Raw genomic sequence first — 15,193 nt, forward strand, 5'->3', positions numbered from 1 at the left:
CAAAACTCACGCAGCGTGGTTCCGCATCTTGACGCTCGACGTAGCATCACAAGTTCGGTTTTTCGCAACCTAAACTGCAGTGATGCAACGCATTGGTTTAGAAAATCTTCGCGCTCACGTTGCCAACGACGGCGAACAATCAGGTTTCCGAACACCCAAAGGTCTGTGATGGAAGCGACGAGTAAAGGCGGAGCGTGGAATAAGGGCAAGCTGGTCGGTCAGCGTTTGCTACCTCAGCATTTAGACGATGCCTTGGAAATTCCAGAGCAGACCGAAATCTAGGGTGCACTTAGTGGTCGCACGGCGAGTGGTGCGACCGCTTTCTGCGCCCTACGACATAGCCGTGAGCCAGGAGCTGAATTTCCATCTTGACCAGATAACGGACGTACGTGGCACTGTGTGCCAGAGCCTGCTTTGGCCGCCTAGCTGCCTCGATTCCCGCTGATCAAAGTGAACAGCAAGGCGGCGGCGTGCAAATCGGCGGAACAAACCAGCACTAGAACAGGGAGCCTCCATTCAGCCCGCGTCTTCGGCTGCGATAGCGTCAAGCCAGAATCCTTGAACCGATCTGCCACGTGCTGTACCCGCAATTGCAGCAGCATCCCGTTCGACAACAGCGCATCCAGCGCCATTAGGCTGCCCCACACCGACACCTCCTGCTGAAATATCAGCACTCCGCTGCTGAATTCGAACCAAATCCCCACCCAAGCTGTTGAAGTTCGCCGCGTTGCCGCGTGGCATGGCTCTTGCTCGATGTACAGCCTTCGCGGCTGTGCCGCACTTTGCCCACGAGCACACTCATGAGCCAACGCAAGCTGCGCCTCGGCGCCTTTCTGCCCGGTGCCGGCCACCATGTGGCCGCCTGGCGCCATCCGGCCGCGCAGGCCGATGGTGGCATCAACCTGCAGCACTACATCCGCATCGCCCAGACCGCCGAGCGCGGCCTGTTTGATGCGGTGTTCCTGGCCGATGGCCTCGCCGCCGGCATCGGCAACGGCGACCCCGATGGCAAGAATGCCTGGGGCGGCAGCTTCGAGCCGGTCACGCTGTTCTCGGCGCTGTCGGTGGTCACCCAGCACATCGGCTTCATCGCCACCGCCAGCACCACCTACGAAGACCCATACATCCTGGCGCGCAAGTTCGCTTCGCTCGATCACATCTCGGGCGGGCGCGCCGGCTGGAATGTGGTCACCACCGGCTCCTCGGCGGCTGCCGGCAACTTCGGTCTCGACAAACACCCGGATCATGCCGATCGCTACGAGCGCGCGCACGAATTCGTCGATGTGGTGAAGGGCCTGTGGGATAGCTGGGACGACAACGCCTTCGTGCGCGACAAGGCACGTGGCCAGTTCTACGAGCCGGCGGCGCGCCACGAGCTCAACCACACTGGCAAGCACTTCGCGGTGCGCGGGCCGCTCAATGTGCCACGCCCGCCGCAGGGCTATCCGGTGATCGTGCAGGCCGGCTCGTCCGAAGCCGGCAAGGAACTGGCGGCCGAGACCGCCGAGGTGATCTTCACCGCGCAGCAAGCGCTGGAGGAAGCCCAGGCCTTCTACGCCGACGTGAAGGGCCGGTTGGCGAAGTACGGTCGCACGTCGGACCAGCTGCACATCATGCCGGGCGTGTTCCCGGTGGTTGCCGCCACCGAAGAAGAAGCGCAGGAGAAATACCAGGCGCTGCAGGACCTGATCCTGCCCGAGGTGGGCCTCGCGCTGCTGTCCGGCCTTGTCGGTGGCATCGATCTTTCCGGCTATTCGCTCGACGGCCCGGTGCCGGAGCTGCCGGGCACCGAAAACATGAAGAGCCGCCAGGCGCTGATGCTGGATATCGCGCGCCGCCACCACTTCACGCTGCGCCAGCTCTACCTGTGGGTGGCCGGCGCCCGTGGCCACTGGACTTTGGTCGGCACACCGGCACAGATTGCCGACCAGCTGCAGAGCTGGTTCGAGAATGGCGCCGCCGACGGCTTCAACGTGATGCCGCCCATCCTGCCCTCCGGGCTCGACGATTTCGTCGGGCTGGTGGTGCCCGAACTGCAGCGCCGCGGCCTGTTCCGCACGGCATACGAAGGCCGCACGCTGCGCGACAACCTGGGCCTTGCCCGGCCCGCCAGCCGCTACACCGTCACACCAGCCGAAGCCGTTCCTGCCTGATCCCAAACCGGGGCGGTCGGGCCGCCCCACGGAGTACCTCATGCTGTTTCGCACCCTCGCCACCGGCCTTGCCGCGCTGCTGATGTCCGCACCGCTGCTGGCCGATACCCTCCCCAAGGTGATCCGCATCGGCGTTTCCACCGCTGGCGTCGGCAACCCGCCGCGCGTCTCCACCGGCTGGACCTCGGTTGCGCAGGTGAACCGCTACGTGGAAAACGAGTTCGCTAAGGATGGCGTGAAGGTCAAATGGATCTTCTTCAAGGGCCAAGGCCCGGCAGTGAACGAGGCGATCTCCAACAACCAGCTCGACTTCACCACGCTGGGCGATCTGCCCGCCATCATCGGCCGCGCGGTCGGCCTCGATACCCGAGTGGTATTGGCCGGCTCCACCCGCACCGAGGTCTACGTAGCCGCCACGCCGCAATCGGGCATCACCGATATCAAGGGTTTACGCGGCAAGCGCATCGCCTTCCACAAGGGCACCGCCACCCAGCTGGCGGTGAACCGCATCCTCACCGAGCACGGCCTCACCGAGCGCGATGTGAAGGTGGTGAACATGGAGCCCGCCACCTACAAGGCGGCCTTCCTCGCTGGCGATGTGGACGCCATCTTCAGCACGCTGGATCTGGTGAAGCTCGCCGACGCCGGCAAGGCACGCATCATTTACACCACCAAGCAGAACCCGGCGGCCACCTCACAAGGCTTCGTGCTGGTGAACCAGAAGTTCGCCCAGGCCTATCCGCAGGCAACGCAACGGGTGGTGAATGCGCTGGTGCGCGCCGCCTACTGGGCCGGTGAGCCGGCGCATCGCGATACCGTATTTCAGTTGTGGGGCTCGGCCGGCAGCATCAGCGAAGCCACCTATCGCCGCGAATACGCCAGCATCCCGCTGTCGCACCGGCTGAGCCCGCGTATCGACGATTTCGTGATCGCCCGCGCGAGCCAGGGCGTGGCCGATGCCTACAAATACAAGTTGATCCGCAAGCCGTTCGACGTACGCGCCTGGTTCGATACCCGTTATCTCGATGCCGCACTCAAGGAACTGCAATACACCGAGGTCTGGCCACGCTTCGATGCCGGTGGCCGCCAGGTGGCGGCGGGCAAGCTGCAACCGGCGAGCTGAGATGTCGTTCATCAACCGGCTCGAAGCCGCCTGGCACCACCAGGACAGCCTGCTGTGCGTGGGGCTCGACCCCGATCCCGAGCGCTTTCCCGAGGGTATGGCGCCGGATTTGACCGGCATCCTCGATTTCAACCGCGCCATCATCGATGCCACACATGATCTGGTCTGCGCCTACAAACCACAGATCGCCTACTACGCGGCCCTCGGCGCCGAGCCACAGCTCGAAGCCACCATTGCTTATATCCAGGACAACTACCCGCATATCCCGGTGGTGCTCGATGCCAAGCGCGGCGATATCGGCAGCACGGCGCGCCAGTACGCGGTGGAGGCCTTCGAGCGCTACGGTGCCGATGCGGTCACGGTGAATCCCTACCTGGGCTTCGATGCGATCAAGCCATTCCTGGAATACCAGGATCGCGGCGTGATCCTGCTGGCGCGCACCTCCAACCCCGGCGCGGCCGAGCTGCAGGATCTCGATGTCGGCGGCCTGCCGCTGTATGCGCGCATCGCGCAGCTGGCCGCGCAGCAGTGGAACGGCCATGGCAACATCGGGCTGGTGGTCGGCGCCACGTGGCCGCAGCAGCTGGAAAAGGTGCGCGTTGAAGCACCCGAACTGCCGCTCTTGTTGCCAGGCATCGGCGCGCAGGGCGGATCGATTGCTGCCGCCGTGGCCGCTGGCCGCCGCGCCGATGGCAAGGGGCTGCTGGTCAGCGCCTCGCGCTCCGTGCTCTATGCGTCGTCCGGCACCGATTTTGCCGAAGCGGCTCGGCGCGAGGCGACACAGCTGGTGACGCAGATCAATGCCGCCCGGCAACCGACGCTGGCGATCTGATCACTCCGCCCTCTCCAACCGCTTATCCGGGCCACACGCCCTGCTCCGCCATGCCCCTGCGCCTGTTCCAACGCTTCGAGAACCTGATCGACCCTTTTCGCCCGGTGCCGGACCGCATGCCGCCCGGCGAGGTGCTGCGCTTCTATTTGCACCACATCGCCCAGGCGCGTTGGGTATTCATCGCGCTGCTGCTGGTCGGCCTCGTCGTCGCCCTGGTGGAAGTGGCGCTGTTCGGCTTCGTCGGCCGTATTGTCGATATGGCACAGCACACGGCGCCGCAGCGCTTCTTCGCCGAGCACGGCCGCGAGCTCGCCGGCATGGCCGCGGTGACGCTGCTGCTGCGCCCGGTGCTGACGCTGGCGCACGATCTGCTGGTACACCAGGCGATCAACCCGGGCCTCACCTCGCTGGTGCGCTGGCAGAACCATCGCTACGTGCTGCGGCAGAGCCTCGCCTTCTTCACTGGTGACTTCGCCGGTCGCATTGCCAACCGCATCATGCAGACCGGCCATGCGCTGCGCGATTCTGCCGTGCAGAGCGTCGATGCGCTGTGGTTCGTCATCGTCTACGCCGGCAGCGCGCTGGCGATGTTCGCCCACGCGGACTGGCGGCTGGCCCTGCCGCTGGCGCTGTGGATCGCCGGCTATGTCGGCATCCTGGTCTACTTCATCCCGCGGGTGAAACTGCGCGCCATCGTCGCCTCCGAAGCCCGCTCCCGGCTGATGGGCCGCATCGTCGATGGCTACACCAATATCGGCACGCTCAAGCTGTTTGCTCACGGTGCGCTGGAAGAGCGCTACGCCGCCGATGCGGTACGCGAGCAGACCGACAAGGCACAGGCAGCCGGGCGCTTGGTCACACTGATGAACCTCTCGATCACCAGCCTCAACGGCGTGTTGATCACCGGTACCTGCGGCCTGGCGCTGTGGTTGTGGCGCGATGCGCTGATCACGCTGGGTGCGGTCACCGTGGCGGTAGGGCTGGTGATCCGCATCAACAACATGTCCGGCTGGATCATGTGGGTGATCAACGGCATCTTCGAGAACATCGGCACGGTGGAGGATGGGCTCGACAGCATTGCCCGGCCGCGTGCGGTGCCGGACGCGCCGCAGGCCGGCACGCTGCAGGTATCCGCCGGCGGCATCCGCTTCGAGCGCATCGCCTTCCACTACGGCAAGGGCGGCGGCGTGATCGACGGGCTGGATCTTGCGGTGCAGCCAGGCGAGCGCATTGGCCTGGTCGGCCCGTCCGGCGCCGGCAAATCCACGCTGGTGCATCTGTTGCTGCGGCTTTACAACCTGGAGGGCGGCCGCATCCTGATCGATGGCCAGGACATCGCCCAAGTGAGCCAGGACAGCCTGCGCCGGCAGATCGGCATGGTGACGCAGGATACCGCCCTGCTGCACCGCTCGATCCGCGATAACCTGCTGTACGGCAAACCGGATGCCAGCGAAGTCGAGCTGCACCGCGCCATCGCCGGCGCCCGGGCCGACGGCTTCATCCCGCAGCTCACCGATAGCCAGGGCCACAGCGGGCTGGACGCGCTGGTGGGCGAGCGCGGCGTCAAACTCTCCGGCGGCCAGCGTCAGCGCATCGCGATTGCCCGCGTGCTGCTGAAGAACGCTCCCATCCTCATTCTCGACGAGGCCACCTCGGCGCTGGATTCGGAAGCGGAGAAAGCCATCCAGGACAGCCTGGAAACGCTGATGCAGGGCAAGACGGTGATCGCCATCGCACATCGGCTCTCGACCATTGCCCGCATGGACCGGCTGGTGGTGGTGGACGGCGGCCGCATCGTCGAAAGCGGCAGCCACGCCGAGCTGATCGCGCGCGGTGGCCTGTACGCCCGGCTGTGGCGGCACCAGACCGGTGGTTTTGTCGGCGTCGATGCCAACGATGCAGCACTGGCGCCGATAACCTGAACACCGGCGATCACGTCCCTACACCGATTTCAGCCGCTGTCCTACAGCCCTTACCGCGGCGATGGCCAACAATGGCCACATCGCCAAGGAGGCTTACACCATGCTGCCACTGGATTTGCCCGACTTCACCCTGATATCCCCCCGCCGGCCGGGCCTGCCGCACCGTGTCGTCATCGTGCCGATGGTGCCAACTGATGACGACGATGATGACGTGATGCTGCCCGAGCTGATCACGCCGCAACCTGAAACGACGCTGCACTAAGCTGCTGCACCAGCCCCCATCCCTCATCTCGCCCGCCGGGAGATCGCCATGCTCCACTGTGCACGCCCGCTATCCCGGTTGCTGGCGCTCGCCGGCCTTGTCGCCCTCACTGCCTGCGGTGGCGGCGGCGGAGATGACCATGCCGCCCCGACGCCGACCCCAACGCCCGTGCTGCCGCCAGCGGCCTCGGTCGCGGTGCCGGTAGAAGTGCCAAGCGGCCTCGATACCGCCCCCTTCAACAGCGCGCGCAGCGTGATCGTTCCCCCGGGTTTTGGCCTGCGCGTGATTGCCCGCGTGCCGAGCGCCCGCTTCATGGCCGAGGCACCCAATGGTGATCTGCTGGTCTCGCGCCCCGGCAACGGCACCATCGTGCGTGTGGTTCCCGGCAACGGCGGCACTACCACTAATGTGTTCGCCACCGGCCTGAGCGAAGGGCACGATCTGGTGTTCCATACGGTGGGCGCCACCGATTACCTCTACATCGGCGAAACCGATCGCATCAGCCGGGCCGAGTACATGGAAGGCGACGTCACGCTGCGACCGCGAACCACTGTGGTGGGCGGCCTGCCCGACAGCAGCCTGCCTGAGCTCGCCGGCAGTTACGGCCACGCGCTGAAGAACATCGCCTTCAGCGGCGGCACGATGTTCATTTCCATTGCCTCCGCCACCAACGCCGATCCCTCCGACATTCTCGCCAATCCGAAGCGCGGCGCGATCTATACCACCCCCGACATCGGCGGCACGCTGACGCTTTATGCGCAGGGCCTGCGCAATGCCGAGGGGCTGGCCATCCACCCCGTCACGGGCGAGTTGTGGGCCGCGGTGAACCACCGCGACAACATCCGCTATCCGCTCAAAGACGGTCGCTTCCCCTACAAGGCCCTCGATCCGGCCTATTACAACGACAATCCGCCCGAGCCGTTCACCCGCGTGCGCGATGGCGGCAACTACGGCTGGCCGTATTGCAACCCCAGTTTCGAGGCCGGGCCCGATCTGCCGGCTTACCTGCCCGACGTGGACAATAACGAGGACGAGACTGTGCTCAGCTGCAGCACGATAGACCGCATCAGCAAGGCCTTGCCGGCCCACTCCGCGCCGCTGGGCCTGAGCTTCTGGACCGGCAGCGCCGTGCCTGCCTTGTGGCGCAACGGCGCGGTGATCGGCCTGCACGGCTGCTGGAACTGCACTCAGCCGCGCGGCTACAAGGTGGTCTACCTGCCGCTGCGACCAGACAACGGTTTTGCTGATCCGCAGGACCTCGTCACGGGCTTCCTCAGCGATCCGGCTGACAACACCAGCCGCTGGGGCCGCCCGGTGGACGTGATCCCCAACCGCAACGGCAACCTCTATATCTCGGACGACTACGCCGGCGCGATCTACGAGCTGTACCGCAAGTAACGCCTGCCGCCGTGGTTACGCTGTCAGTGCCGCATCCACATCGGCGCGCAGCCGCGCGTCGTCCGGCGCCACACCGGGCGCGTAGCGGCCAATCACGCGGCCGTCGCGGCCGATCAGGAATTTCTCGAAGTTCCACAGCACACCGGCCGGGTCGGCCACCACTTGGCCGCGGCCCTGCAGCCGCTCGATGAAGGCGGCGCGGTCGACCCCATCCGGGCGCGCGGCGGTGAGCGCGTCGTAGAGCGGATGGCGGTCGTCGCCCGCCACCGAGATCTTGGCGAACAACGGGAAGGTCACGTCGTAGCTGCTGCTGCAGAACGCGGCGATCTCCTCGTTGCTACCGGGCTCCTGGCCCTTGAAGTTGTTGGCGGGAAAACCCAGCACGCTAAAGCCTTGGCCCTGCTTCTCGCGATGCAGCGCTTCCAGTGCGCTGTATTGCGACGTGAGGCCGCACTGGGAGGCGACGTTGACGACCAAGAGCACCTGGCCGGCGTAATCGGCCAGCGTGGCATCGTCGCCGGTGATGGTCTTGAGGGGTATGGCTTGCAGGGTTGCACTCATGGCGAGGTTCCGATTCGGGGTCAGGTGAGGCGCCGGCCCTGGGCGTCGAAGCGGGACCAGTAGTGCTCCAGCTTCAGTTCCTTGAGCGCGGCATCGAGGTAATGCGTATCCAGCCACTGGGCCGGATCGATGGTGCGGCGGATCAGTTTGAAGCGATAGGCATCGGCGATCGCTTCGCGCTGGCGCGCCAGGATGAAGGGATCGGCCAGCGGCGTCAGCCTATCGCGCATGGCCACACCAGCATATTCCTCCTGGTACATGGCCTTGCTGGTACTGCCAAACTGCGACCAGAGCGAGAACAGCGCATCGCGGTTGGCGTCGTCGCTGGACCAGCGCGCAGCCCGCACCAGCGATGTCACCACACGGCGTGTCACGTCCGGATACTGTTCGGCAAAAGGCTGGCGCACCAGCACATGGCCCGGCGCGGTCGCCACGGGGGTATGTCGGGTATCGAAGATCAGCCGTAGCACCCCTTTGTTGCGCAGGTTCAACAGGTTGAGCCCGCCAAAGATCGCGTCAAGATCGCCAGACTGGAACGCGGCCAGCGCGGCGCCCGGCTCCAGGTTGATCACGCGTACGTCGCGCTCGGTGAGGCCATGCAGATCGAGGATGCGGATGGCCGAGAGGTGCCCGGCCGTGCCCTTGTTGAACGCGACGCGCTTGCCGCGCAATTCCTTCACCGACTTGATCGTCGAATCGGCCGGCACGCCGACATAGCTGTTGCCGCGCGCGCCGGAAATGTAGACCACGCGGGTATCGAGCCCGGCGGCACGGCCGATGATGGACGGCAGCGCGCCCTGGCTGACGAAATCGATCTGGCCGTTCGACATCGCCTCGTTGGTGGCCGGGCCCTGGCCCTTGAAGAACATCCACTTCACGGCAATGCCGTCGGCCGCGAATTCCTGCTCCAGATAGCGGTGCGCCTGTACCACGTCGAGCGTGCCGGTGCCGCTACGCGGCGGGTTGCCGACCCCGGCGGACGACACACCAAAGCGGATCACGCGTGGCTTGGCGGGCGCAGCCAGCAAGGCGCCGGGCAGCGCGGAAGCCGCCAGCGCAGCCAGGCCGCCCGTCAGCAGGGTGCGTCTATCCATCATCACCCTGCCCTCACGCCGCCAGGCTCTGGCGACGCGCCAGTGCATGGCGGTTTTCCGGACGGGCAAGGCCCAGGTTCTCGCGCAGCGTGCGGCCTTCATACTCGGTGCGGAACAAGCCGCGGCGCTGCAACTCCGGCACCACCAGTTCGACGAAATCATCGAGCCCGGTCGGCAGGATGGGCGGCATGATGTTGAAGCCATCAGCGGCGTGGTGGACGAACCAGTCCTCGAGCTGATCGGTGATCGAGGTAGGGCTGCCGACGATGGTGCGGTGGCCACGCGCGGTGGCTACCGCATAGACCAGTTGGCGCAGCGTGGGCTGCTCGCGGGCGATCAGGTCGGTCACCAGCAGCAGCCGGCTCTTGCCGCCATTGGTGTCGGTCGGCGGCAGCGGTGCCGGATCGTCCAGGCTGTAACCGGACAGATCGACGCCCTTGTAGCGCGTCTTGAGGATGCCCCAGGCAGTGTCGGGGTGGATCAGCGACTGCAGGAATTCGTATTTTTCCTGCGCCTCCTCGTCGGTGCGCCCCACCACCGGGAACACGCCGGGCATGATCAGCAGCTCGTCCGGCCTGCGGCCGTATTTCGGCAGCCGGCCCTTCACGTCGGCATAGAAGGCCTGCGCTTCCTCGCGGGTCTGCCAGGCGGTGAAGATCACCTCGGCAGTCTTGGCGGCGAGCTCGCGCCCGTCCTCCGAGGCGCCGGCCTGCACGATCACCGGGTGGCCCTGCGGCGGGCGGCCGACATTGAGCGGGCCACGTACCTTGAGGTGCTTGCCGCTGTGGTTCAGCGTGTGCAGCTTGTCCGGATCGAAATAGATGCCCGATTCGCGATCGCGAATGAAGGCATCGTCCTCCCAACTGTCCCACAGGCCCTTCACCACATCGACGAACTCCTCGGCGCGCTCGTAGCGCTCGGCATGGTCCGGGTGGGCGTCATAGCCGAAGTTGCCGGCGGCATTCTCATTGCCGGTGGTGACTACGTTCCAGGCGGCGCGGCCGTCGCTCAGCCAGTCGAGCGAAGCAAACTTGCGCGCCAGTGTGTACGGCTGCTCGTAGGTGGTGCTGGCGGTGGCGACAAAGCCGATGTGTTCGGTCACGGCAGCCAGTGAGGCGAACAATGTCACCGGCTCGAACTTGGCGAGCTTGCCATTGCGCTTCAAGGCATCCGGGTTGCCAGTGGCTTCCAGGCTGGGACTGTCGGCGAGGAAAATGGCATCGAACAGGCCGCGCTCTGCCGTGCGGGTGATGGCCTGGTAGTGCTTGAGGTTGAGCCCGGCATCGATTTGGGCATCCGGGTGGCGCCAGGCGGCAATGTGATGGCCGGTAGCCTGGACGAATGCGCCAAGGCGCAGCTTGCGGAGGGTGGTCATGCCAACGTTTCCTGCGTGAGTGGGGATACGCCAGCTCACGTAGCAATCGATATACCAGTTGGCTAGCGGCACCGTTGCCGCTAGCAACGGCGCCACTTGTGGGCCACCCGCGCCACCACGCGCCGGCCTGGCGGCTGTTGTGATCGCAGCAATCGGCAACGGGAGCTGCTGCGATGCCGCCAATCACTGTCGGCATGTCGGCACTGCTGTGTGGATTGCTGCATCTTGCTGACGTCCACGTTTCAAATCCAGCAAATCGCTCGATAAGCCGCAGCAAAATCAACGACTTGCTGCGTGGCACGGTTTATGCAACTTGGTGACCGCCACGGCATGAGGGCTCATGCCGGACTCGCCTTTGCCAGGAGATCGTGCATGACCGCCAGACTACCCGCCACCTCGGTATCCCGTTCCGCCGTCGTCAAATCCCGGCTGGATTTCCCTGTGATCGATACCGATGTGCACACCAACGACTACACGCCAGCGCTGGAAGACTACGTGGCGCACTACGGCGGCACCGAGCTCGTCGACGAATTCCGCCGCGCCAACAGCGAGCGCTCGCGCTCGGAGAGCAACGGCCAGGATTGGTACACGCAGACGCCCGAGCAGCGCCACTTTCACCGCACCCGCCGCAACCCGTGGTGGGCGCGCGTCACCGACAACACGCTGGACGTGGCCACCTACCACCTGCCGCAGCTGTTGTACGAGCGACAGGATGAGCAAGGCGCCGACTATTCCATCCTGTTCCCCAACAACGTGCTCTCGCCGCTGGCCGCGCGCAGCGCCGAGGCGCGTCAGGTGCTGCAGCGCGCGATCAACCACTACCACGCCGACCTCTACCGCAAATACAGCGACCGGCTGACCCCGGTAGCCGGCATCCCGCTGCACACCCCGGAGGAAGGCATCGCCGAGCTGGAATTCGCGGTGAAGGAGCTGGGGCTGAAGGTGATCAATATCGCCGGCGGCGTGCGCCGGCCGATCAAGGCGATCCAGCAGCAATTCTCGCCCGAGGAATTCAAGAAGATCGAGAAGTACGCCTCGTGGGTCGATTTCTACGGCATCGACAGCGAGTACGACTACGACCCGTTCTGGGCCAAGGCGGTGGAGCTCGGCGTTCCCATTACCACCCACTACGGCAGCCAGGGCTGGGTAGGCCGCAACTCCACCAGCAACTACATGTTCAATCACATCGGCCATTTCGCCGATGCCTCTGAGGCCTTTGCCAAGGCGCTGTTCTTCGGCGGCGTGACGCACCGCTTCCCGCAGCTGCGCTTCGGCCTCTTGGAAGGTGGCGCGGACTGGGGCGCGCGCGTGTTCATCCACCTGGTCGATCGCTGGGAAAAACGCGGCCCGGAAGGCCTCAGGCACTACGACCCGGCGGCGCTCGACGGCCATGGCCTGGCGGACCTGTTCCGCCGCTATGGCGGCGACTTGGTGAAGGGCCGCTCGCTGGAGCCGCAGCAGCTGATCGCCGATACGCTGGGCAAGCGCTACACCCGCGAGGCCAGCCAGCCGGCGCCCGAGCAGCAGAACGACTTCGCGCTCGCCGGCATCGAGAGCGTCGAGGACATCAAGGCGCGCTGGGTGGACAACTTCTACTTCGGCAGCGAGGCGGACGACCGCACCGTGGCGCATGCCTTCAACAGCCGCGCCAATCCGCTGGGCGTGAAGATCAACGCGATCTATTCGTCCGACGTCGGCCACTGGGATGTGCCCGACCTGACCGAGGCGCTGGCCGAAAGCCGCGACCTGGTCGACGAGGGCGTGATCAGCGAGGCCGACTTCAAGGCGCTGGTGTTCGAGAACCCTTACCGGCTCTACACCGAGGCCAATCCGGACTTCTTCAAGGGCACGGCCGTCGAGGCCAAGCTCGCCCGCAACGCATTCCGCAACTGAACCCCCAGCCCATCCGCCCAACCGCGCCGCGCCGAGACCCGGCCGGCGCCCAGCAAGGAGCCAGACCATGTCTACCGTTACCCACGCCTCCGGCGTTACCGTCACCCAGTTGGCCGGCCATATCGGCGCCGAGATCGGCGGTGTCGATCTGTCGCAAGCGCTGTCCAATGACGCCGTGCGCGACATCCGCAGTGCCCTCCTCAAGTGGAAGGTGGTGTTCTTCCGCAACCAGCAGGTCGACCATGCCGCGCAGGTGGCCTTCACCGCCCGCTTCGGCGAAGTGACCTACGCCCACCCGCACGAGGACGAGCCCATCGACGGCTACCCGGAGCTGCTGCCGATCGACCGCAGCCGCTACGAGCGGCGCAATGGCATCCAGCGCTCCAGTTACGAGAGCCGTTGGCACACCGACGTGACGGCGGTGGTCAACCCGCCCGCCGGCTCCATCCTGCGCGCGGTGAATGTGCCCTCGTTCGGTGGCGACACCCAGTGGACCAACCTCGTCGCCGCCTATGAAGGGCTGTCCGCCCCGCTGCGCGCGCTGGCCGATGGCCTCACGGCCGAGCACCGCTTTGGCGCCCGCTCGCGCATTCCGGCTGGCAGCAAGCTCGCCCAGCGCTTTGCCGAGAACCCGCTGGTCTCCATCCACCCGGTGGTGCGGGTGCATCCGGAAACCGGCGAGAAGGCGCTGTTCGTCAACCCGGGGTTCACCTCGCACATCGTCGGGCTGTCGCAGCACGAGAGCGACAAGCTACTGGAGATCTTCTTCGAGCAGGTAACCAAGCCCGCGTACACCGTACGCTTTCACTGGCACAACGGTGACATCGCGTTCTGGGACAACCGCGCCACCGCCCATCTCGCGCCGCAGGATCTGGATCACCTCGAAGGCGTGGAGCGCGTGCTGTACCGCACCACCCTCACCGGTGATGTGCCGGTCGGCCCGGACGGCTTTACCTCGCAGATCGTCGAAGGGGCGGCCTTCGGCACAGCGGAGCCGGAAGCGCTGAAAACCGCCCGGGAAGCGGCTGCACGCGCAGCGCAAAAAGCCATTGCCACCGCTTCGGCACCAGCGGTCTGAGCCTAGTCGGCCCCGCCGCCAGGCGGGGCCACTTCCCTCCATCAGGATCACACGCCGGACACTGCCATGATCGACCTGCACTACTGGGCCACGCCGAATGGCCACAAGATCACGATCTTCCTCGAGGAAACCGGGCTCTCCTACCAGCTGTTCCCGGTCGATATCGGCAACGGCGAGCAATTCGATCCGGCCTTCCTGCGCATCGCACCAAACAACCGTATTCCCGCCATCGTCGACCATGCACCCACCGGCGGCGGCGAGCCGATCTCCCTGTTCGAATCGGGCGCCATCCTGCTCTATCTGGCGGAAAAAACCGGCGCGCTGCTGCCCACCAGGCTGCAAGGCCGCGCCGAAGTGCTGCAATGGCTGTTCTGGCAGATGGCCGGGCTCGGTCCCATGGCTGGCCAGGTCGGCCACTTCACCCGGGCGGCACCGCACCCGATTCCCTATGCCATCGAGCGCTATGTGAAGGAAACAGCGCGGCTCTACGCGGTGCTGGACAAGCGCCTCGCCGACCGCGAGTACATCGCCGGCGACTATTCGATCGCCGATATCGCGAGCTACCCTTGGATCGTCGGCCACATTCGCCAGCAGCAGCGGCTGGCCGATTTCCCGCACCTGCAACGCTGGTTCGAGACGATCGAAGCCCGCCCGGCGGTGCAGCGCGCCTACGCCATCGGCCGCGAAGCCGTCGCCCGCCACGTGGCCGCCTAAGGAGCCCCGAGCCGCATGTGGAATCCCGAGCTCTACCTGCAGTTTGCCGACGAGCGCGCCCGCCCGTTCCAGGACCTGCTCGCCCGCGTGGCCGCCAGCGCGCCGCGCCGCGTGATCGATCTTGGCTGCGGGCCGGGCAATCTCACCGCCACGCTGGGCCGGCGCTGGCCGCAGGCGCGGATCGAAGGCTTCGATGCCGATCCGGCCATGGTCGCCGCCGCCCGCCAGCGCGGCCTGGATATACGCCAGTTCGATGCCCGCGACTGGACGCCGCCCACCGATGCCGACGTGGTGATCAGCAACGCGGTGCTGCAATGGATATCGGGGCACGATGCATTGCTGGCGCAATGGCTGGCCGCCCTCGCGCCCGGCGCCTGGCTCGCCTTCCAGGTGCCCGCCAACTTCGCCGCACCCTCGCACCAGGTGGTCGACGCATTGGTACGCAGCGCACGCTGGCGCGAATCACTGCTGCCGCACTGGCGGCACAACCCGGTGCTGGAGCCGCTGGACTATGCCAGCATCGCCCTCGATGCCGGCACCGAGGCCGACGTCTGGGAAACCACCTACCTGCACGTGCTGACCGGCGCCGACGCGGTATTCCACTGGCTCTCCGGCACCGCGCTGCGCCCGCTGCGTGCCGCACTCGACGATGCGGCCTGGGCTGACTTCACCAGCGAGCTCAAGCCGGCGCTGGCCCACGCCTATCCACAGCAGGATGGCGTGACGCCGCTGCCGTATCGGCGGTTGTTTGCGGTGGCACGCAAGCGCTGAACTGCTCGTGAGTAGCC

Annotated in this window: 14 protein-coding genes; 11 read left to right on the forward strand and 3 right to left on the reverse strand. The window is 66.0% G+C overall.

Features of this window, described 5'->3' with window-relative positions; genetic code table 11:
• Positions 1–800: 800 nt before the first annotated feature.
• The 6 genes from FLM21_RS13975 (at position 801) to FLM21_RS14000 (ending at position 7,690) form a co-directional block, all read left to right on the forward strand.
• Entirely contained in the window at positions 801–2,153 is a 1,353-nt protein-coding gene (locus FLM21_RS13975) for an LLM class flavin-dependent oxidoreductase (RefSeq protein ID WP_148716156.1), read from the forward strand.
• Positions 2,154–2,193: 40 nt separating this feature from the next.
• Positions 2,194–3,276 carry an ABC transporter substrate-binding protein gene (locus tag FLM21_RS13980; protein ID WP_148716157.1) on the forward strand — a complete coding sequence of 361 codons (1,083 nt, stop codon included), beginning with the start codon at positions 2,194–2,196 and terminating at the stop codon, positions 3,274–3,276.
• 1 nt (position 3,277) lies between these two features.
• A complete protein-coding gene (gene pyrF / locus FLM21_RS13985) occupies positions 3,278–4,108 on the forward strand; it encodes an orotidine-5'-phosphate decarboxylase (RefSeq protein ID WP_148716158.1) in 831 nt (276 codons plus the stop codon).
• Positions 4,109–4,158: 50 nt separating this feature from the next.
• Positions 4,159–6,030 carry an ABC transporter ATP-binding protein gene (locus FLM21_RS13990; protein ID WP_281284952.1) on the forward strand — a complete coding sequence of 624 codons (1,872 nt, stop codon included), beginning with the start codon at positions 4,159–4,161 and terminating at the stop codon, positions 6,028–6,030.
• Between the two features lie 100 nt (positions 6,031–6,130).
• Positions 6,131–6,292 carry a hypothetical protein gene (locus FLM21_RS13995; protein ID WP_187359906.1) on the forward strand — a complete coding sequence of 54 codons (162 nt, stop codon included), beginning with the start codon at positions 6,131–6,133 and terminating at the stop codon, positions 6,290–6,292.
• A gap of 48 nt (positions 6,293–6,340) precedes the next feature.
• Positions 6,341–7,690 (forward strand): PQQ-dependent sugar dehydrogenase, encoded by a 1,350-nt coding sequence (locus FLM21_RS14000; protein ID WP_148716160.1) that lies wholly within the window; start codon positions 6,341–6,343, stop codon positions 7,688–7,690.
• Positions 7,691–7,705: 15 nt separating this feature from the next.
• On the opposite strand, the gene FLM21_RS14005 is transcribed toward FLM21_RS14000, so the two are convergent.
• From FLM21_RS14005 to FLM21_RS14015, 3 genes are read right to left on the reverse strand one after another with little or no spacing between them, the layout of a single operon-like run.
• Positions 7,706–8,251, reverse strand: coding sequence for a glutathione peroxidase (locus tag FLM21_RS14005; RefSeq protein ID WP_148716161.1), 546 nt, complete (start codon positions 8,249–8,251; stop codon positions 7,706–7,708).
• A gap of 20 nt (positions 8,252–8,271) precedes the next feature.
• Positions 8,272–9,348, reverse strand: a complete 1,077-nt coding sequence (locus FLM21_RS14010) for an ABC transporter substrate-binding protein (RefSeq protein WP_187359907.1) — start codon at positions 9,346–9,348, stop codon at positions 8,272–8,274.
• A 10-nt stretch (positions 9,349–9,358) separates the two neighbouring features.
• Positions 9,359–10,720, reverse strand: coding sequence for an LLM class flavin-dependent oxidoreductase (locus FLM21_RS14015; RefSeq protein WP_148716163.1), 1,362 nt, complete (start codon positions 10,718–10,720; stop codon positions 9,359–9,361).
• Between the two features lie 194 nt (positions 10,721–10,914).
• On the opposite strand from FLM21_RS14015, the gene FLM21_RS21555 reads away from it, so the two are divergent.
• The 5 genes from FLM21_RS21555 (at position 10,915) to FLM21_RS14035 (ending at position 15,176) form a co-directional block, all read left to right on the forward strand.
• The gene (locus tag FLM21_RS21555) at positions 10,915–11,040 is read left to right on the forward strand and encodes a hypothetical protein (RefSeq protein WP_281284953.1); all 126 of its coding nucleotides are present in this window, start codon (positions 10,915–10,917) and stop codon (positions 11,038–11,040) included.
• A 52-nt stretch (positions 11,041–11,092) separates the two neighbouring features.
• Positions 11,093–12,613, forward strand: a complete 1,521-nt coding sequence (locus FLM21_RS14020; protein WP_148716164.1) for an amidohydrolase family protein — start codon at positions 11,093–11,095, stop codon at positions 12,611–12,613.
• 67 nt (positions 12,614–12,680) lie between these two features.
• Positions 12,681–13,691, forward strand: coding sequence for a TauD/TfdA dioxygenase family protein (locus FLM21_RS14025; protein WP_148716165.1), 1,011 nt, complete (start codon positions 12,681–12,683; stop codon positions 13,689–13,691).
• A gap of 66 nt (positions 13,692–13,757) precedes the next feature.
• Complete coding sequence (locus FLM21_RS14030; protein WP_148716166.1) at positions 13,758–14,405, forward strand: glutathione binding-like protein; 648 nt, start codon at positions 13,758–13,760, stop codon at positions 14,403–14,405.
• Positions 14,406–14,420: 15 nt separating this feature from the next.
• On the forward strand, positions 14,421–15,176 hold the full coding sequence (locus FLM21_RS14035) for a trans-aconitate 2-methyltransferase (RefSeq protein WP_148716167.1): 756 nt from the start codon (positions 14,421–14,423) through the stop codon (positions 15,174–15,176).
• Positions 15,177–15,193 lie beyond the last annotated feature (17 nt).

The sequence above is a fragment of the Chitinolyticbacter meiyuanensis genome, assembly GCF_008033135.1.
In the GTDB taxonomy this organism is placed as follows: domain Bacteria; phylum Pseudomonadota; class Gammaproteobacteria; order Burkholderiales; family Chitinibacteraceae; genus Chitinolyticbacter; species Chitinolyticbacter meiyuanensis.